Source organism: Teretinema zuelzerae (assembly GCF_021021555.1).
GTDB classification, from domain to species: Bacteria; Spirochaetota; Spirochaetia; order Treponematales; family Treponemataceae; genus Teretinema; species Teretinema zuelzerae.
The window spans coordinates 1,517,450-1,536,181 of sequence record NZ_JAINWA010000003.1 but is presented as its reverse complement, the minus strand read 5'-3'; the positions used below and the strand labels follow the sequence as shown (position 1 = coordinate 1,536,181).

The following is an 18,732-nucleotide window of genomic DNA, read 5'->3' as shown; positions in this document are numbered from 1 at the left end:
ACAGATATCACCAGTTTTGTAAAAGCTCGCCGATCGTGCGCGCCACGTCCATGCCGTACACGCGGTTGATCTCTTCTCCCCTGAGGACGTCTTTTGCCGGTCCTGAGCAGGCCGCGCGGCCGTCTTCCATCAGAATTACGGCGTCTGCGAAGCGGGAGGCGAGGTTGAGGTCGTGAAAGACGCCGATGACGGCGCGTCCGCCCTGCGCGCTCCATGCGTCGATATGGGAGAGAAGGTCGAGCTGGTGGCGGAGATCCAGATGGTTGGTAGGCTCGTCGAGGAGGAGTATCGACGGTTCCTGAGCGAGCGCGCGGGAGAGAAAAACCCGCTGGAGCTGTCCGCCTGAAAGCTCCGTCACGGGAGTTTCAGAAATGGAGGCGATTCCGCACGCCTGCATGGAGCCGGAGATCGCGTCGGAATCCGCCTTCTTTTGAACAGAGTCGGGGAAGAGTCCGGTGCTTCGGGCGTACCTGCCGAGGGAGACGGTTTCGCGGACGGTGAAGGGCCAGGGGTTTTGGGAAAGCTGGGAGAGCAGGCCGATTTTAGTCGCGGCTTCGCGGCTCGTCAGCGTGTTGCGTTCTTTCCAGCCGCCGTCCGCGCCGGGCGAGCGCAGGAGTATCGAGCCCTGGTAGGGAAGAATGCCGGCGAGGGCTCGCAGGAGGGTCGTTTTGCCGCAGCCGTTGGGGCCGATGATGCAGAGTTTTTGTCCTTCCGCGAGGGTGAAATCGATGCCCTTGAGTATCGGTCCGTCTTTTCGGGAGCTCTGCTTGCGGCGGGGATAGTCGGCGGAGAGTCCGGTTACCCGGAGAATGTCGGCGCTCATCCTTTCGTCCTCCCGGAAAGGTAGATGAAGGCGAAGACCGGGGCTCCGGCGATCGCGGTAATGGCTCCCACCGGGAGATCGAGCGGGGGAATGAGCGTCCGCGCCGCGAGGTCTGCGAGAACCATCGCGCTTCCCCCTGCCAGCGCGGAAAGCGGAATCGCCTTGAGGTGGCCGGGCCCGGTTATTTTTCTGACGAGATGGGGCACGGCGAGATCGACGAAGCCTATGACTCCGACGAAGGCGACCGTGGCGCCGGTGAGGGCGGATGCGAGGGCGATGAGGATTCCGCGGTGCTTTTTAATGTCTACGCCGATAGCTGAGGCTTCTTCGTCTCCGAAGGTGAGTATGTCCAGTTCGCGGGAGTATGCCGTCGCGGCGAGTATTCCGAGAAAAACGGGAAGGGCCAGTACGGCTACCGGAGTCCAGCCCTTGAGGGCGAAGCTGCCCATCTGCCAGAGGATGAGGCGGCTCATCTCCTGGCCGGCGAGGGCGGAGACGAGGGTGAGGGCCGCGTTGATGAAGAGGGAGAGCACCATGCCCGAGAGGATTACCGTGTGCGTGTCGAGCCGGGGGTCGAGGGAGCGGGAGAAGGCGAGAAGGAGGAATATCGCCGCAAGGCCTGAAACAAAGCCCGCGGCTGGGACCGCAAGTCCGGAGAGAATGGCGAGAGCCCCGGCGAAGGGGAAGGCGGTGCCCGCGAGCATGACCAGGCCTGAGCCGAGGGATGCTCCCGCGGAGACGCCGAGGGTGAACGGGGATGCCAGGGGGTTGCGCAGGACCGATTGCATGATCGCTCCGCTAACCGATACGGCGGCTCCGGCGAGCCAGGCGAGGAGGATGCGGGGCAGCCGTATGTCGAGAATTATTCCGGCCGCCGCCGGGGATATGTCCGGGGACAGAGGAGATGCGGAAAAAGCTCCTGCGAGGATGCGCAGTCCCGTAACGGGGTCTATGTCTGCCGTTCCCGCGAGCGCGGCTATGCAGAGCATGGCGAGGGAGCCCGCTATGCCGAGAACCAGAATCGCCCAGAAAGGAATCTTCACTTGTTTGCGCTCTCCGTTGGAAAGTATTCAGGATATATCGCGCGCGCGATTTCTTCCAGCGCGTCTTCTATTCCCGGGGCCGGCTGGCTGCTCGCGTCCGGGTTTATTTGATAGACCTGTCCGGTCTGTACCGCCCGGACTCCGCGCCATCCGGCCCGGGAGGAAATTTCGCCGGCCGGATCGCTCAGAAAAGAGACGTTCGTTAAAATGACGTCGGGATTCCGGGCCGCTACCGTTTCTCCTCCAACCGCCATCCAACCTTTATAGGATGAGAGGATGTTGGCTCCTCCGGCGAGGGTTATCAGCTCGTCCAGATATACCCCCGAACCGAAGCTGTACAGGTTCGGCGCGGGCGATAGTTCGAAATACACCGTTTTCCGTTTATCTTGCGGGATGGTCCGGGCCTTTTCCGCTACGCGCGCGATTTTTCCGTTCATGTCCGAGATCAGCGTTCTTCCTTCCTCTTCCCGGCCGCACTCGCGCGCGATTCCTTCTATTTGAGACGCGATTTCCGCGAGCGTTGCCGGCGTTTCCAGGTAGACGACCCGTATCCCGAGCGCGCCCAACAGGCTGAAGGGATCCGCCGCCGTTCCCGCCTTGGTCATTTCCGACACAAAGAGGATGTCCGGCTGGAGGAGGGCGAGTTTTTCGCTGTCGGGCCGCATCATGTCGAAGGCCTCCGCGCCGCCGGGTACTCCGGGGATGTCTTTCGACCAGGAGTCGACCGCGATTATCGAGTCCGCGAGTCCGAGGCGGACGAGGGTTTTGGTGTAGGCGGGAGCGAGGCTCGCTATTTTCACGGGGGATCCGAGTCGCGAGGCTTCGGGGACAGAGGAGGCGCCTTGCGCGTTTGTTCCGGCGGGCGTTTTGCGTACGCCGCAGGAGGCTGCGAAGAGGGCGAAAAGGAGGGCGAGCGCTGTGGCGCGCGCGCGCGGTGCGAATGTTTCGGTCATGGGGCAACTATACCGGCCATCTGTTTTACAATCAACGGGCGGAAAAATGATTCATTGATAATTTATCGGGGAGGGTCTATACTCGTCTGGATATGAAGCTCATTCTTGCTTCCGACATCCATGCGAATCTTCCCGCCCTGGAGGCGTTCTTCAGTTATCTGAAGGAAAATGAGCTTGACGGCCAACCGGTGTTTTTTCTGGGGGATTACATCAACCTCGGACCCTTTCCCGAAGAAACCATCTCGCTTCTTCGTTCATACCCCGCGAAGGTTTTCCTCGCCGGCAATCACGACCGGTACGTCATCAACGAACACGCGCTCGACCATAACCCCTATTTCGGCAGCCATGAGGGCGTTCTGCACAGCCGATGGACCCGCTCCCAGCTGTCGCCGGAAAACCTCGCGTGGCTTCGCGCCCTCAAGATCCGCTTCCAGGCGGACGCCGGTTCCTTCCATTTGGACATGATTCACGGACGTCACGGTTCCGACGAAGAAACGCTCGACGCCGACTCGATTGATTCCTCCCGAAATATCCTGTACATTTGCGGCCACACCCATGTGCCGCGGAATCAGACTGTAGGGAAGGCCCGGATTCTGAATCCCGGCAGTTTGGGAAAGCCCCTGGACAGCGACAGCAGAGCGTCTTTCGGGATCGTTCATATCACGGAAGAGCGGGCCGATTTCGAGGTGGTCCGCATTCCCTATGATATCGACCGCACCGTCGACGCCCTTCTGGAGCGCGAAGTGCCCTGGCGCACGGGGATCATCAACAGCTTAAGGACTGGCGTTTATACCGATGAGGACTGACATATTCCGATTTTTTCTCGCAGGGGACGTGTTCGGCGCGGCCGGAATGCGGTGCGCGACGACTCTTCTTCCCGAATTTATTCAAACAGCGCGGATCGACGCCGTCGTAATGAACGCCGAGAACGCCACCTTCGGCATCGGGCTTTCGCCCGAGGACGCGGAAAAGCTCTTTCTTGCGGGAGTGGACGTCGTTACCGGCGGAAACCATACCTTTGAAAAAAGGGATTTCTGGCCGGTGCTCGAGTCTCGCGAGCAGATTCTTCGCCCTGCCAACTTTCCCGAGGGGACTCCCGGCAGGGGCTTCGGAATATTCGAAAAAAACGGCTTCCGCTTCGGCGTAATAAATCTCCTGGGCCGGGAGGATATGTATCCGATGGACTGCCCCTTCCGCCGCGCGGATGCCGTACTCGAGTCCTGGAAGGCCGAGGCCGCTCCGTTTCCGGCGATCGTCGATTTTCATGCGGAATCCAACCGGGAAAAGGAAGCGATGGGGTTGTATCTTGACGGCCGGGCCGCCGCCGTGGTTGGGACTCACACTCATGTGCAGACTGCCGACGAACGGATATTCGCCGGAGGAACAGCCTACATGACCGATCTGGGGATGACCGGCGCCGACGATTCGGTTATCGGGGTCGATCCAGAAAACGCCGTGAAACGGAATCTTTCGCAGGTATTGTACAAGCTCGAACCCCGGGACGGTCCGGGAAGCCTCCGCGGCCTCGTGGTCGATTACGATCCCGTTTCAGGGCGCGCGGTCAGAGTCGAGCGGATCGCCCTGCGCGAAAAGCAATAAGGCTCTTTTTACCTTTCGGCTTCCGGTTTTCCGAAGGTCGATCGAATCATCCGTTCCGCGGTTTCGCCGATAACAGACTTTTTTTGCGGGAAGGTCGCGCCGGCTTTTTCCGCCCATCGCACCCAGCCCGTCGAATCAGGGCCGTCTATTCCCTTCGCCTTCGCCTTTCGCACCAGCTTCCTCGCCCTTCTCCGAAGCTTTCGACGCGGGCTTTGCGCGCTTCTGAACGCGAACGCGCCCATCGCTGCGGCGAGAACGGCGGCGGCAGCGATCTTCCCGGTTTTCTTCAAAATTTCTCTATATCCGGTTTGGGCTGAAGACGAGGGGCTCTCCTGTTGGGCATCGGCGCCCAAGGCCGCTGAAATCTGCCTCATCGCGCCCTGGTCCCTTCTGCGGATTCGCAGGAAGGGGTTCTCCTCCCTGAAGGGCGGAGTCGGCTCGAAGCGCGTCCATTCGCCTTCGAAAAACACTTCCGGCCATGCGTGGGCGTGGTTTCCGGTAACCGTTCCCCGCCCGGCCGAATCGGTTTGAATGCGGTAGCCCTCCGCGAGTCGCGCCGGCAGCCCGCCGTCTCTTGCGAGGAGGACGAAGGCGCTGGCGTACCAGAGGCAGAAGCCCGATCTCCGCGTGAAGAGAAAATTTTCTATCCCCTGAAGCCCTTCGATCGAGGATCCTGTATCCAGTGAATAGGAAAAACCATCCGAAAAATAAGCCGTCAGGGCCTGAAGGTATGCTTCGTCGTCCGGATTCGCCCTGCGAAGCTCTTCGGCAAGCTTTTTCAGGCGGGCGCTTCCGCTCGGACTGACCGTTTCCGCACCCGGCGGAGAAGGCATTCCGCCGGACAGGGTCGGCTCTCCCTCCGCGTCCCTTTCCGGGTTTGCCGGGCTCCGGGCGAAGCGGACGGAAAGCCCCCGGTGCGCCGTCGGTTCGAAGAGGAGTCCTTCATGGCTGGAAACGCGGGCTTTTCCGGGAGCCGAGTCCGGAATGATGGCCGCGGCCGCGTCCTCCGGGAGCGGAAAGCCGGGATAAAAGTCTTCCAGAAGCTGAAGCTCTACCTCGGCTGCGCGGAGCTCTCCGTCCCGGGCCAGCCGTATCGGGCTTTCTTCCGCGGTCTGGTCCGCGCTGAAGCTCCATGAGAGTCCGTCCCACCGTTCGAACAGATTCGAGGTAAGATAATAGACCTTGTTCGGCGTCCCCTGAATGCGGTAGAGCGGACGCGGAGAGAGCCATACCGATTGCGGAAGGCTTCCTTCTCCGACGGTGAAACCGTAGCCCGGAATATCCCGGACGAGGGGGAATGACGGCGCGATTTTCAGGATGAGGGGCGCAAGATCGGGCGCGGGGATTTTGAGCAGATCCGAGCGTGCAAGTCCTCCGGCCGCGGCGAGTACGGCGACTGCGAGCGTTGCGCCGAGAGGGGCGGCCGTTTGGAGCAGTCTTCGTTTCACCCCGGCCAAAAAAGACCGTTCTGCGGATTTCTCGCTCTGGAGGCTGGCGAGCAGACCGATCGTCAGGATGAGGGAAAAAAAGAGGAGAAGCGGGCTGCCGAGGATTAATCCGGCGCACAATCCGTGTATCAAGAGAAAAGCGAATGCCGCGGCGGCGAAGCGTTTGCGCGCGAGCAGAATCGCCGGTCCGAGCAGAAAGAGGGCGTAGAGTTCCGCGGCGAAGAACGAAAAAAAGCCGAAGGCCTGTCCCCTCCGCGCAAGGTCGAGCCACGCTTCCGCGAGGGATCTCCGCGCGATATGCACCTGTAGCAGAACAGTGAGCGCGCCGGCGGCGGGTATAAGGAGGAGGGCTGTGTGAACGGCCCTGCGGATCTGTCTTTTCGCGCTGTTCTGCCTTGCGGTATTCGGGGCCGCGAAATACAGAAAAAGGATGCAGCTGGACGAAGCCGTCCATGCCAGCAAGAGGGAAATCGGCCCTTCCGCTTTGAGAACGCGGTCGAACAGCCATACCAGGAGCGCGTCCAAAAGAGCGAGAGAAAGCGCTATTGCCGCGGCTGCGAAACGATTCTTCCGTCCGCGTCCGGGACGTTTTTCTTGCCTTCGGGCGTCAGAGGCGGAGCGCATGGGCGATCTCCTCTGTCCCCTTTCGGGAATCCGCTATTCGCAATAAGCTGCGTATTTTGCCTTCGCTCTGCGCTGACCGCATCCCTTCCGCGAGGGCTTCGAGAGCGTCGAGGTTTTCTTTTTCGCTGTCCGCTCGGCAGGGCGGGGGACAGAGGAGGAGGTGCGGAGCGTTTCCCGCCGCGATGGCGCATTCGAAAAGGGAGAAAAGCGGCGCGCGGCCGTCAGCGGCGGCGGTAAGCGGGCGCGTGGATATGAGAAGCGTGCTCTGTCCCCATTCGAAGGCTTTTGCCGGAGGCTCGGTTTCGGAAAAGATGAGATTGGGCGATTGATCGAACAGGGCCCTGAAATCCGATTCGGAAAGAACGTGTACGGGCGAAGGGGCTCCTCCCGCGTAGAATTCGACCGGAATGTTTCGCTTCGACATTTCCTGCATGACGGAAAACGCGGCGCTTGCGGCCGCGTCTTCGCTCGGGAGTCGTTCATCGGCTTCCTCGGCGCTCTTCCACAAATCCAGAACGATGCGGATCCCCGCCGACTCGGAACGGCCGGGCGTTATCACCGCCGGGAATCCCCGGGATGCCCAGTATTTCCAGGCGATGCGTTTTCCCCGTCTGTCCCGTTCCATGGGCGCGATATATTCAAAAATGGCCGGGTCGTCCTCTCCGGTTGTTTCTCCCGCCCGGTCACGGCCGGACGAAGCTGCGAGTTTTTCAACTGAGGGATCGAGCCGCAGCAATTCCGGGTATACGTAGAAAACGCGCGGTTCGATCGGCTCTTCGAGTCTGAGTATGCCGAAAAGATCCGAAAAGACGATCGAGGTGAGTCCGATATTGTAGGTGCCCCGATAGGCGCAGCGTATATCGGCGGCGTATATGCGTGTTTCTTCCGGGCGCACCGGAAATTCTGCCGGCTTTGAAAAAGAGCCGAGGGGGCCGGGATCGGCGAAGGAGCAGTCTCCCCGTCCCAGGGGCAGCATTCCTCCGTTCACCAGCGTCAATTCGTATTCCACCGTTTCGCCTTTCAGCGGATGGTCGGTAGAAAAACGCTGATGAAAGGTGCAGGCGTGCATCGAATAGAACGTGTGCGCGAAGGAACAGATCAGCGCGATAGGGATGACGAGGGCCGCAATTTCGGACAGGTAGCCGGCGAGGCCGTCGAAGGTGATCAGAATCAGCGAGAGCGAAGACCAGAGAATCAGCGGCCCCGGTGAGATTCCGACGCGCATTCCGGCTACAGTCCCGTCGGCTTTGGGATCGAGGCCGCGATTCTCCGGACGCATTCCGGGGCGTCGAGGCGGGCAAGCCGCGCCTGGGGGGAAAGCTGGATGCGGTGGGCGAGAACCGCCGGCGCGAGGTTTTCGACATCCTCCGGGATCGCGAAGTCGCGTCCGTCCGCCGCCGCGGCGGCCCGGGCGGCCTGTTGCAGTGTGATCGCCGCGCGGGGGCTCGCTCCCAGCCGGATGTCAGGGTGATCCCGGGTCGCCCTCGCGACTGATACGATGTATTCGCGCAGAGGTTCCGAGACATGCACTGAAAGCACGGAATTCCGCGCTGCCGCGATATCGGCCGGGGACGCGACGGTTCTGGCGCGAAGCCTGCGGTTCGGATGGGTTTTGATTTTCAGTATTTCGGTTTCGTCCTTCGCGTCCGGATAGCCGAGCTGAAACGAGAGGCCGAACCGGTCGAGCTCCGCTTCCGGCAGCGGGAAGGTTCCGGTGAATGCTCCCGGGTTCTGGGTGGCTATGAGGAAAAAAGGCTCCGGCAGTTTTCTGGAAATGCCGTCTATGGTGATCTGTTCTTCCTGCATCGCCTCGAGAAAGGCCGATTGGGTGCGGGGCGAGGTTCTGTTGAGCTCGTCCGCGAGCACTGCCTGGGCTTCTATGGGGCCCGGACGGAATACGAAGTTTCGGGATTCCGGGTCCCATACGTTCATGCCGAGCACGTCTGCGGGCAATAGATCCGGGGTGAACTGGATGCGCGAAAAGCCGAGGCCGGCTGCTTCGGCGAGCGAGAGGGCGAGCGTCGTTTTGCCGACTCCCGGGATGTCTTCTATAAGAACGTGCAGAGAGCCGACGAGGCCGAGGACCGCGAGGCGCACGAGATGCGGGGATCCGATGAAAATCTCTGAGACCGATGCTTCGATCTCCCGTACAAGCGTTGCCGTCGTTCGAAGCTCTTCCTCGCTGTTCATCGGTGTCTCCTGAAAGTTAGAATTTGTCCCTGGACAGGGGCGTGCCGATCCAAACGCCTTCGCCGCCCAGGTATTCCTTGCGCTGCCCCTCTATCAATATTTGAACCGAGACTACGGTGGGAAATTCGGTCGCGGTGAAGACGATCTGCGCGAGCTGTCCGATGAATCCTTCGATGCCGAACTGATTGAACTGGAACGCGTCGTTGAAATTGAGGGTGGCGACTCCGTCTTTAACAGTAGCGGACAGGAGTTTTGTTCCCGGAGGGATGAGCGTCCTGAATCCCTTTTTTTCCTCGGCGGCGTTGGGGCCGGAGAAAAGAGAGGCAAGGCTGTCCGCCAGGGGCGAATCGGTCTTGGGGACTTCCCGGGCGACCTGTTTTCTCAGCACCCGTCCGTCTCCGTCTATAACCACGAACCAGAGCTGGGCCTTTCTCTGCGGAACCGGCTTTTCGGCCGGAGTCCGCGACGGCTTCGCCGCCGGTTTTTCAGCCGCCGCGGCGGGCTTGGTGTCGGTATTGCGGTCGGCGGTTTTTTCGGGGACGGGCTTCGGTTCGGCCTCTTTTGCCGGAGCGGGTTTCTCCGCTGCCTCAACGCTTTTCGGGCTCTCTGTCTTTTGGGGCTCTGCGGGTTCCGCTTCGCTTTCCGCGGCGGGTTGAGGGGCTGGAACGATGAGGAGCGGCTCGTCTCCGTCCGTTTTTTTTACGGAGGGTATCGCCGGTTCGTCGGATTCGATAGTTACTGTTTTATTGCGGAAGAGCGTATCGGCGATTCCTGTTTTTTCGAGAACTGAGGAAATCGTGTCGCGCTTCAGGAAGAAAAGTATGAGTACAAGAAGTATGAATGCGATCCAGAAAAGGCATCCCAAAGAGGCTGATTTTTTCTTCTTTTTGTCCGGCATGGGGTCATGATACGCTGAATCAGGGCTGTATGCAAGGCTGTTTTTTTGCGTTATAGTGTTAGGCGTGAGAAAACTAGAAGGGCTGCCGGCCTCCAGCGGGATTGTAATCGGGCCGGCTTTTTGCATGAGGGATGAGCCTCCGGTCGACATCCCCCGCCATTCCATCCGGGCGGAGGAAACGGGAACCCATTGGAATCGGTTCGAAACAGCCCTTTCTCTATCCCGCTCTGAAATCGCCCTTTTAAAAGACGACCGCTCGCAGGAACAGTCCGAAATTCTCGACGCGCACCTGTTAATGCTGTCGGATCCCGAGTTTATTCCGCAGATCCGCGCGTATCTTGACACATCCCTCATCAACATCGAGGCAGCCCTGAAGGATAAGGTCGACGAAGCGATTTCGCTGTTGCGCCGGACCGGGGATTCGTATCTCGCCGAACGCGCTACAGATATCGAAGACGCCTTCGACCGCGTGATGGGCCATTTGCTTGAAACCGGCGCCGGCGGGTATTCGCAGCGCAGCCGGTTCATTCCTCCCGGAACCGTTCTTGTGGCGAAGAATCTCCGCCCTTCCGAAGCGATATCGCTGCGGGATTCCGGAGTCGTCGGCATAATACTGGAGGAAGGCGGAGCGACGAGCCATGTCGCCATTCTCGCCCGCGCGTGGCGCATTCCCGCGGTCATGGGCATACGGGACGCCCTCCGTTTCATCGGAGACAACGAATCCGTCGTACTCGACGGTACCGACGGCCTGGTTGTCGCTCAGCCTACGAAGGACGCTCTAAATTCGTGGAACTCGCGCATCCACGCGGAGAAAAGCCGCCTTCTCGATTCGACGATTCAGAAAGCGAAAATCATGCACGCCCGCTCCCAGACCAGGGACGGAACCGCGCTGAACTTGTACGCGAACATCGCCCTCGCCGACGAAGCGTTTCCCGCTCTTGAAGACGGGGCCGAAGGCATCGGTTTGTTCCGGTCGGAATTTTTATATCTGGCGGCGTCCGTCTTTCCGGACGAAGAATCGCAGTTCGAATCGTATCGCAAGGCCGCCGAGGCGATGAAGGGCGCTCCGGTAGTCATCCGCACGCTCGACGCGGGCGCCGACAAGATGATCGGAGAGCAGATCGAGCTCGGCGAGAAGAATCCCCTGTTGGGCTGGCGCGCGGTGCGCTACTGCCTCGATCGGAGGGAAATGTTCAAGGAACAGCTGCGCGCGCTCTTGCGGGCCAGCGTTTTCGGCGACCTGCGCATCATGTTCCCCATGATATCGAATATCGAGGAACTGGATGCCGTTCTGGACGTGCTGGAGGAAGCGAAGGAAGAGTGCGACAGGGACGAACTGCCGTACAATAAAAAGGTTAAAACGGGAATCATGATCGAAGTGCCGTCGGCCGCCGTTTGCGCGGATCTGCTTGCGCAGAAAATCGATTTCATGTCCATCGGCACGAACGATCTCATACAATACACGATGGCGGTTGACAGGGAGAACGCGAAGGTCGCCCATTTGTTCGACTGCTACAACCCGGCTGTTTTGCGTCTCGTGAAGCACACCATCGAAGCGGCGAACCGTTCCGGCATCGATGTGTCCATGTGCGGCGAGATGGCCGGAGATCCTTCCGCCGCCGTGCTGCTCGCGGGGTTGGGATTGCGGACGTTCAGCATGGCCGTGCCGCAGATACAGCGCGTGAAGACGCTGATGGCCAGAGTGTCGCTGCCTGAGGCCCAGGAGCTCGCATCCGCCGCGATGGAATTGTCGGCGGCCCGAGAAATCAGGAAACTAGTACAGGAAAAACTGAAGACGTATGAATGAAGATGATATGAATACCGAGGACGAAGCCGTTCTCCAGAGAGAGTTCGACGAAACCAAACAATGGAAGAACCTTCCGCTGCTGGTGATCGTCGGCAGACCGAATGTCGGAAAATCGACCCTGTTCAACCGCATGCTCCGCAAGCGGAGGGCCATCACCGATCCGACCCCCGGCGTTACCCGCGACCCTATTGAAGAGACTGCCTTCGTCAACGGCAAACCGATGCGCATCATGGACACCGGCGGTTTCAAGCTTGAGCGCGAACACGGAACCGTCGAAGCGATCATGGACGAACTCGTCGTGGAAAAAACGCTCGCGGCGCTGAAGAAGGCCGATCTTATCCTGCTTCTGCTCGAGGCCGGCACTGCTACGGCCGAGGATGAAGAGTTCATACAGCTCCTTCGCCCGTACCGCAACCGCCTTTTGGTAGCCGTCAATAAGACGGAAGGCGGCCGGCGGGAAGCCGACGCGTGGAACTTTCTCCAGTACGGCTTCGATCAGGTTCTCTGCATTTCGGCCGAACACGGCGACAACATGCTGGAGCTGAGCGAAGAAATCACCTCCCGCCTCGATTTTTCCAAGGTCGAAGAAGGCGAAGAGGAAAAGAAGATCCGCATCGCGATCGTCGGGAAGCCTAATACCGGGAAATCCACGCTTTCGAACCGGCTTACCGGAACCGAAGCCTCGATCGTGTCCGATATCGCAGGAACTACCAGGGACGTGGTGGAAGGCGATTTCGAATACCGCGGACATACCTTTACCGTGCTCGATACGGCGGGAATCCGGCGCAAGAGCCGAGTTCACGAGGATATCGAATATTATTCCGTCAACAGGGCCATCAAGACTCTCAATGACGCGGACGTCGTGTTCCACATGATCGACGCCCGCGAGGGCCTTGCCGAGCAGGACAAAAAGATCATCGCGCATGCTTCCAGCAGGGGCCTGGGCGTGGTGTTCGTTCTCAACAAATGGGACTTGATGGATCAGGACAAGAAAACCTTCAAGGAAGCGGTCCGCAATATCAAGGTTATGTTCGCCCAGATGGAGTACGCTCCCGTGCTATCCTTGTCTGCTCTGGAAGGAGACGGGATCAAGGAGCTTCTCAACACAGCCGTCATGCTCTACAACGAACTTTCGCGCAAGATTGATACCTCAGCGGTGAATCTCGCTCTCACGGATTGGGTCGCGGCCTCGCCTCCCCCCCAGGGCAGAACCAATAAATTCAAAATTCGCTACATGATTCAAACTCAGGCTAATCCCGTCAAATTCCTTTTATTCGCGACGCGGCCGGAAGCCGTGACCGACTCGTATCTTGCCTATATCCGTAACCGTATCCGCAGGGATCTCGGATTCGACCACATACCGGTGGTTCTGGAAGTGAAGGGAAGCCGAAAACGATGGGAAGAACGGGGCGAGTGAGTTCGCTTCTATGGCCGAGTATTCGATCGGTGAAATGGAAGAACGCACAGGCTTAAAAGCTCATGTCCTCCGGTATTGGGAGGAAGCGGTTCCCTTCATCCGTCCGCGTAAGGACGGGCAGGGCAGGCGTTTTTACGGCGACCGCGATTTGGAGCTTGTGCTTCGTTTGAAGCACCTTGTGCAGAATAGAAAATTTACGCTGGAAGGCGCCGGAGAGCGGCTTCTGGAGGAATTAACGGATCCGGCCTTCCTCGATCGACGAAGGGAAATATCGGAAATCCGGCAGCAATTGGAAGCGGTCCTCGGGATCGCAAGGAAATGGAAAGATGACTGATAAAGATCAAACCCGGAAGCCCTTTTGGGAAAACATCGTAGAAAAGAAAAAACGCCACCCGAAGCCTTCGAAGAAGGACAGTTCCGGCGGCGAACGATCCGACTCGCGCGACTCCGCGCGCCCCTCTCGCGACCGCCCGGACTTCCGCGGCGGCGAACGCGGCGACCGGCCGGGCCGCGACGCTCCCTATCAGGGACGCGCTTCGTCCGGCGGCGACCGGGATTCAAGCTATTCCCGCGAGCGATCCGACTCCCGCGATTCTGCGGCTCCTCGAGGCTCGGGCTATTCCCGCGAACGATCCGACTCCCGCGATTCTGCGGCTCCTCAGGGCTCAGTCTATTCCCGCGAACGATCCGACTCGCGCGACTCCGCGGCTCCTCAGGGCTCGGGCTATTCCCGCGAACGATCCGACTCGCGCGACTCCGCGCGCCCCTCTCGCGACCGTCCGGACTCCCGCGGCGGCGAACGCGGCGACCGGCCGGGCCGCGACGCTCCCTATCAGGGACGCGCTTCGTCCGGCGGCGACCGGGATTCCAGCTATTCCCGCGAGCGTTCCGACTCTCGCGATTCTGCGGCTCCTCGTGGCTCGGGCTATTCCCGCGAACGATCCGACTCGCGCGACTCCGCGCGCCCCTCTCGCGACCGTCCGGACTCCCGCGGCGGCGAACGCGGCGACCGGCCGGGCCGCGACGCTCCCTATCAGGGACGCGCCTCGTCCGGCGGCGACCGGGATTCAAGCTATTCCCGCGAGCGATCCGACTCCCGCGATTCTGCGGCTCCTCGAGGCTCGGGCTATTCCCGCGAACGATCCGACTCGCACGACTCCGCGCGCCCCTCTCGCGACCGCCCGGACTCCCGCGGCGGCGAACGCGGCGACCGTCCGAGGTATGTGAAAGAAGATTTCCGGAAGGGCGGCGGCGACCGGGATTTCGCATCTTCGCCCCGGAAATCGCGGAGCTTCGATGCTCCGGAAAAGGGCGTGCCCGTATTCGGAGATCTGCTGCCGGAAACGAAAAGCTTGCTCGAATCCTTCCCCGAGCTCGTCCAGTCGGTAACCCCTCTGGACAGTAAAAAACTTCAGGAGCTGCCCGAACGAATCCGCGAGCTGTCTCATGAATTGACCGATGAAAGATCGGAGCGCCGCGTAGGCTACCTCAACGATCCGGCCATTCTCTCGGCTTATGTCCGGTATTATCAGTGGTGGAACCTTGTCCGCCTTACGAAGATATTCGCCCGGCTTCCTCTTGAATTGAACGACGGCGACATCGCCGCCGATCTGGGCTCCGGTCCCCTGACGCTGCCCATCGCGCTTTGGATGGCCCGGCCTGATCTTCGGGATAAAAAGATAACCTGGTATTGCGTCGATATTTCGCAGGGCGCCCTGTCTCTCGGCGAGGAGCTGTTTCTGTCTCTCGCGGCGAAAACGGGAAACGAGCCCTGGAAGATCGTGCGCGTGCGCGGAGAGTTTGGCGTTTCTCTGCGACGCAGGGTCGCTCTGGTCGCCTGCGCGAACATGTTCAACGAGCGGTTCTGGGACAGCCCGCAGCCCATCGAGGCTCAGGCGAAGCACGACGCTTCGGACATCGCCGCCTATGCCGACGAACGTTCGTCGATTCTCGTGGTCGAGCCCGGAGTTCCGAGAGGCGGCCGATTCATCACCCTTCTTCGAGATTCGCTGGCCCGGCTCGGTTTCGTTCCCCTGTCTCCCTGTCCCCACGCGAACGAATGCCCGCTGCCCGGACTGCGTTTCGGCAAATGGTGCCACTTCGTATTCGACACTTCGGACGCGCCCGCCGCTCTCCACAAGTTATCCGATTCGGCCGGCCTGTCCAAAGACCGCGCCGCTCTTTCGTATATTTTCTCCCGCCGCGATCCGGCAGCCAAAGACTCGTCCGCGGAAGATGCAGACGGCGCTGCGGAAGCCGCAGACGCAACGCCCGCTCCGTCCGCCGAAGGCGAATCTCATCTGTCCGTCGTGAACCGGCTTTCGGGCTTGTTCGCGAGCCTCGACGTGCGCGTGACTTCCGATCCGATACGTCTGCCTGAATACCGGACCGGCCGCTACGGCTGTTCGGAGATGGGCATGGTGCTGCTGGTTGGAAAGTACGAGGCCGGGGACTGGCTGAAAACCTGCGTTTCCGGCTCGTTCATCAAGGTGCCGCGTCCCGACGGACGCAAGCTTGAGCGGGATGAAAAAACGGGCGCCCTTCTGCTTACTCTGTAAACGGACGCCCGGAGCTTTGCTTTAGTCGTCCGGGTTTTCTTCGCCTTCCTCTGTCGAGGAGCCTTCGTATGAATCGAAGGGGTCGGTGCGGAAAACCCTGGCCAGCTGTTTTCGCGTTGTTTCAAGATCCTTCGGATACGGGGCGGTGAATTCCATTTCCGCTCCGGTCGTCGGATGCTTGATAACGAGTTTCCACGCGTGCAGTCCCAGGCGATCGAGCAGCGGCCTCTCCTCGAGTTCGTCTCCCCGCCACTTTCTTTTTATCTTCGACAAATACAGCGGATCGGTTTTTCCGTACAGCGGATCGCAGACTATCGTGATCCCTTCGAGCTGCAGGTGCGCCCTGATCTGATGGGTTCGTCCGGTGATCGGCTTTGCTTCGAGCCAGGCGTAGGGTCCGCATACCGCGAGCGTGCGGAACAGCGTCCGCGCGTCCTTCCCCTTGTGCTTGTCCCGCACCGTCCGGTGCTTTGCGTCTCCGTCGGCGCGGAGGGGGATGTCCACCTCGAACTCTTCTTCGGCGGGCCTGCCGTGAACCAGCGCGTGATAGGTTTTATCGACTTCCCTGTTCTGAAAAGATATGCTGAGCTTTCTGTGCGCTTCTTCGTTTTTTCCGTAGATAACGATTCCGGACGTATCCTTGTCGATGCGGTGAACGGCATAGAGCCGCTCTCCTTCCTTGCATAACGCTTCAGTCGCTAATAGATCGAGGCGCGTCGCGTCCGGGTCCCAGCGGTCGGCCGCTACGAGCAATCCCGAAGATTTATTAAGGACGACGATGTCTTCGTCCTGATAGAGTACTGTAAAAGGTTCGTTCCGTTTCATCCCTCCACTATAACAGATTCCTCCTCCTCTGTCCCCGCCGACGCCCATTCCTGAAGTCCGCGTTTCATTGGCTGGTATAGCACTTTATTGTTTCATTCCAGTGAAGGAGATGCATATAAAAATCCTACTCAAATTTCATATATATGAAGAAATTGAACCGGTTTAGTAAAATTCAGGTGCTAAGCAGATTTTTCTTTACAAAACCGGTTAACTAGACGTAAAATCCATTTTAAACCGGTTAACTAAACCGGTTTAAAATGTGAGGAGGACTATTAGATGAAGAAGCTGATTGCTTTCATCGCTGCTTTACTGGTCGTTGGCACCGCGGTTTTCGCGGACGTATCGGTAAAGGACCTGGGAGACGGTACCGCAGAGGTAACCTTCTTCTACGGCAATCCCCGGGCGACCGAGGTTGTAATCGCCGGTACCTGGACTGATTGGCAGAACGCTGCCGAGCCCATGACCAAAGTAGAAAAGGGCTGGGAATACAAGAAAGTGTTGCCCGTCGCCACAGAGATGCGATATAAGTTCATTTCCGACGGAAACTGGACTACTGATCTCAAGGCTCCCGATTTCGTCGACGACGGATTCGGCGGTAAAAACGGATTCGTTGACGTAGCCGCCATGGCCGCCGCTTCGAAAGCCGCCGCAGCCGGAGCTTCCGCCGCTGCCCCTTCAGCGAAGATCAAGTTCATGACCTGGAGCATGATCGGCACACAGGCGCAGTTCCGCACTTCCGCGGTTACCGACGCATCCAAAAAAGGCTTGAGCATGGACAACGCCACCATCGGCGCGAAGTCCTACTCGAAGCTCACCGGCAATTTCATCGGCAACAATCCGTTCTTCGTCGAGCTCGCGCTTGCGGAAACCGGACTCGACCCTGTTCAGGACGGCGGACAGCTCTATCTGCGCGATCTTGACGAAGCGGGTACAGACGTCGTGACCTGGAACCAGGGACTCATCGATCTGGTGAACGGTCTTGCCGGACACCCCGTTTCCTATCTTGCCCGCACCACGGACAACAGCGAAACTTCCGCCGGACCCGGATCCAATCCCTTCCTGGGACATCTCAAGTTCGGCTTCAACACCCGCTATGTAAACTACCTTACCGGTTTCAACTACGCCAAGCCCGAAATCAGCAAGTCCATCCTTCTGACGACAGTCGACGGAAATTGGGACGCCGGGTATCAGCACATGGGCGGATTCAACGTGTTCTCCCTCGGAGACGGTCTGCGCCAGATCGGGGATGCGAAGATCAATTTCGTGTTCGCTCCGAACAAGTCGGCCGATCGCAAGGGCACCAAATACGGTTTATGGACCATCGCCGGAGTGGAAGCGGGCGGAGTTGCGGCTGAAGCCCAGTACAACGCCTTCTATACCGGAGAAACCCTCTTCTCGAAACCCTTCGAGCACGACGTCATCGTCGGCGCCAAGGGCAAGGTCGCGGGAGTCGATGTCGCCGCCCAGGCGGTCGTGAACGTCTATGAAAACCTCGACCGCGTTCCGAACGGCAGCTTCTGGGACATGATGGGCTACACCGGATATTCCCGCTCGGCTATCAAGTTTTCCGATGGTTTCGATCCCGTCAAGCATCTGGCCGGTACCGTCCAGGCGTCCTACAAGCTTCCGGAAGATTTCGCCGGCTTCACGCTCGGCTACCGCTTCCGCGGACTCGAATCGAACATGCTCTATGTCTGCGATCACCACAACGACATGGGCAAAGACACCCAGACCGCACAGCTGGGATATCTCAACAGCCAGAGAATCAGCCTCGACGGCTACGTAAAAGCGGCCGACGGTTTGACCGTTTCTTTCGCTCCTGCGATGGAAATGCCCCTGACCGTTTCCGACTGGGATGAATACTACGCGCTCTACGGCAATACAGGGCTCCCGAACGGACGCTGGAATTTCAACAGCAAGGACAGCATGAAGCTCGAAACCCGCCTCGGCGCCGACTACGATCTTTCAAGCGTCATGGGCAAGAAATCCTCCGTTTCCGTATACGGAAAGGGAAAATACAACACCGAAGACGCAGACAAGTTCGCCGGCTACGACAGCTCGATGCTCTTCTCCAACGCCGGTTTGAAGTTCACTGTGAACGAAGTTTCTTCCGCGGTTAAAGCTCTCGACTTCTACTACGGACTGGACAACACCAACGATAACCAGATGTTCAACACCTTCGTCGTATCCGCGGCCCTTCCCATGGAAATCCGCACCGACGTTTCCTTCGCTCTCCGCTCTCTCACCCCCGAGAGCTCCCTGAGCGACAACAACTATCCCTTCGGTTTCGCCATCGGCGTATCGAAGAAAATCAACCGCATGTACAAGCCCACCGTATACGCCCAGTTCGTCTACGACATGGACCCCTACAAGAACTTCGGCGACGGACAGGATGCTCTGAACCTCGACGGATACGCAGTCGGTTCGAAAGTGAAATACAACGGCGACAGTCCTGCCCAGGACGCGGTCGAAGTGTACAACGGTTGGGCAGCGTGCCGCCTCGGCCTCCGCTGGGATCTCTAAGAGTCATTTTTTATAAGGAGAGAA

General features: G+C 59.4%; 15 protein-coding genes. 7 read left to right on the top strand and 8 right to left on the bottom strand.

What is annotated here, in order from left to right; all coding sequences use genetic code 11:
• Positions 1 to 7: 7 nt before the first annotated feature.
• Genes K7J14_RS13905 through K7J14_RS13895 form a run of 3 tightly spaced genes read right to left on the bottom strand, consistent with a single transcriptional unit; the run spans position 8 to position 2,819 of the window.
• Positions 8 to 823: an ABC transporter ATP-binding protein gene (locus K7J14_RS13905; RefSeq protein WP_230757627.1), complete on the bottom strand. Its 816-nt coding sequence runs from the start codon at positions 821 to 823 to the stop codon at positions 8 to 10.
• Positions 820 to 1,866 (bottom strand): FecCD family ABC transporter permease, encoded by a 1,047-nt coding sequence (locus K7J14_RS13900; protein WP_230757625.1) that lies wholly within the window; start codon positions 1,864 to 1,866, stop codon positions 820 to 822. The genes K7J14_RS13905 and K7J14_RS13900 overlap by 4 nt, the downstream gene beginning before the upstream one ends.
• Positions 1,863 to 2,819 carry an ABC transporter substrate-binding protein gene (locus K7J14_RS13895; protein ID WP_230757622.1) on the bottom strand — a complete coding sequence of 319 codons (957 nt, stop codon included), beginning with the start codon at positions 2,817 to 2,819 and terminating at the stop codon, positions 1,863 to 1,865. The genes K7J14_RS13900 and K7J14_RS13895 overlap by 4 nt, the downstream gene beginning before the upstream one ends.
• A gap of 92 nt (positions 2,820 to 2,911) precedes the next feature.
• On the opposite strand from K7J14_RS13895, the gene K7J14_RS13890 reads away from it, so the two are divergent.
• Together K7J14_RS13890 and K7J14_RS13885 are read left to right on the top strand one after the other, a co-directional pair.
• The gene (locus K7J14_RS13890) at positions 2,912 to 3,625 is read left to right on the top strand and encodes a metallophosphoesterase family protein (protein ID WP_230757615.1); all 714 of its coding nucleotides are present in this window, start codon (positions 2,912 to 2,914) and stop codon (positions 3,623 to 3,625) included.
• On the top strand, positions 3,615 to 4,418 hold the full coding sequence (locus K7J14_RS13885; protein WP_230757614.1) for a TIGR00282 family metallophosphoesterase: 804 nt from the start codon (positions 3,615 to 3,617) through the stop codon (positions 4,416 to 4,418). Before K7J14_RS13890 ends, K7J14_RS13885 begins: the two co-directional genes overlap by 11 nt.
• A gap of 8 nt (positions 4,419 to 4,426) precedes the next feature.
• Here the strand turns inward: K7J14_RS13885 and K7J14_RS13880 are convergent, their stop codons facing one another.
• Genes K7J14_RS13880 through K7J14_RS13865 form a run of 4 tightly spaced genes read right to left on the bottom strand, consistent with a single transcriptional unit; the run spans position 4,427 to position 9,578 of the window.
• A complete protein-coding gene (locus K7J14_RS13880) occupies positions 4,427 to 6,490 on the bottom strand; it encodes a transglutaminase-like domain-containing protein (protein ID WP_230757612.1) in 2,064 nt (687 codons plus the stop codon).
• The gene (locus K7J14_RS13875; protein ID WP_230757610.1) at positions 6,474 to 7,769 is read right to left on the bottom strand and encodes a DUF58 domain-containing protein; all 1,296 of its coding nucleotides are present in this window, start codon (positions 7,767 to 7,769) and stop codon (positions 6,474 to 6,476) included. The genes K7J14_RS13880 and K7J14_RS13875 overlap by 17 nt, the downstream gene beginning before the upstream one ends.
• Positions 7,721 to 8,680 carry an AAA family ATPase gene (locus K7J14_RS13870; protein WP_230757605.1) on the bottom strand — a complete coding sequence of 320 codons (960 nt, stop codon included), beginning with the start codon at positions 8,678 to 8,680 and terminating at the stop codon, positions 7,721 to 7,723. Before K7J14_RS13870 ends, K7J14_RS13875 begins: the two co-directional genes overlap by 49 nt.
• Positions 8,681 to 8,696: 16 nt before the next feature.
• Entirely contained in the window at positions 8,697 to 9,578 is an 882-nt protein-coding gene (locus K7J14_RS13865; protein ID WP_230757603.1) for a GerMN domain-containing protein, read from the bottom strand.
• A 64-nt stretch (positions 9,579 to 9,642) separates the two neighbouring features.
• Between K7J14_RS13865 and ptsP the strand changes: the two genes are divergently transcribed.
• Genes ptsP through K7J14_RS13845 form a run of 4 tightly spaced genes read left to right on the top strand, consistent with a single transcriptional unit; the run spans position 9,643 to position 15,360 of the window.
• Positions 9,643 to 11,385 carry a phosphoenolpyruvate--protein phosphotransferase gene (gene ptsP / locus K7J14_RS13860; protein ID WP_230757601.1) on the top strand — a complete coding sequence of 581 codons (1,743 nt, stop codon included), beginning with the start codon at positions 9,643 to 9,645 and terminating at the stop codon, positions 11,383 to 11,385.
• Complete coding sequence (gene der, locus K7J14_RS13855) at positions 11,378 to 12,802, top strand: ribosome biogenesis GTPase Der (RefSeq protein ID WP_408033992.1); 1,425 nt, start codon at positions 11,378 to 11,380, stop codon at positions 12,800 to 12,802. Before ptsP ends, der begins: the two co-directional genes overlap by 8 nt.
• 10 nt (positions 12,803 to 12,812) lie before the next feature.
• Positions 12,813 to 13,136, top strand: coding sequence for a MerR family transcriptional regulator (locus K7J14_RS13850; protein ID WP_269062471.1), 324 nt, complete (start codon positions 12,813 to 12,815; stop codon positions 13,134 to 13,136).
• Complete coding sequence (locus K7J14_RS13845) at positions 13,129 to 15,360, top strand: small ribosomal subunit Rsm22 family protein (RefSeq protein ID WP_230757597.1); 2,232 nt, start codon at positions 13,129 to 13,131, stop codon at positions 15,358 to 15,360. The genes K7J14_RS13850 and K7J14_RS13845 overlap by 8 nt, the downstream gene beginning before the upstream one ends.
• Positions 15,361 to 15,381: 21 nt before the next feature.
• On the opposite strand, the gene K7J14_RS13840 is transcribed toward K7J14_RS13845, so the two are convergent.
• Positions 15,382 to 16,185, bottom strand: coding sequence for an RluA family pseudouridine synthase (locus tag K7J14_RS13840; protein WP_230757594.1), 804 nt, complete (start codon positions 16,183 to 16,185; stop codon positions 15,382 to 15,384).
• A gap of 276 nt (positions 16,186 to 16,461) precedes the next feature.
• Between K7J14_RS13840 and K7J14_RS13835 the strand changes: the two genes are divergently transcribed.
• The gene (locus K7J14_RS13835; RefSeq protein WP_230757591.1) at positions 16,462 to 18,708 is read left to right on the top strand and encodes a glycogen-binding domain-containing protein; all 2,247 of its coding nucleotides are present in this window, start codon (positions 16,462 to 16,464) and stop codon (positions 18,706 to 18,708) included.
• The last annotated feature ends 24 nt before the right edge of the window (positions 18,709 to 18,732 follow it).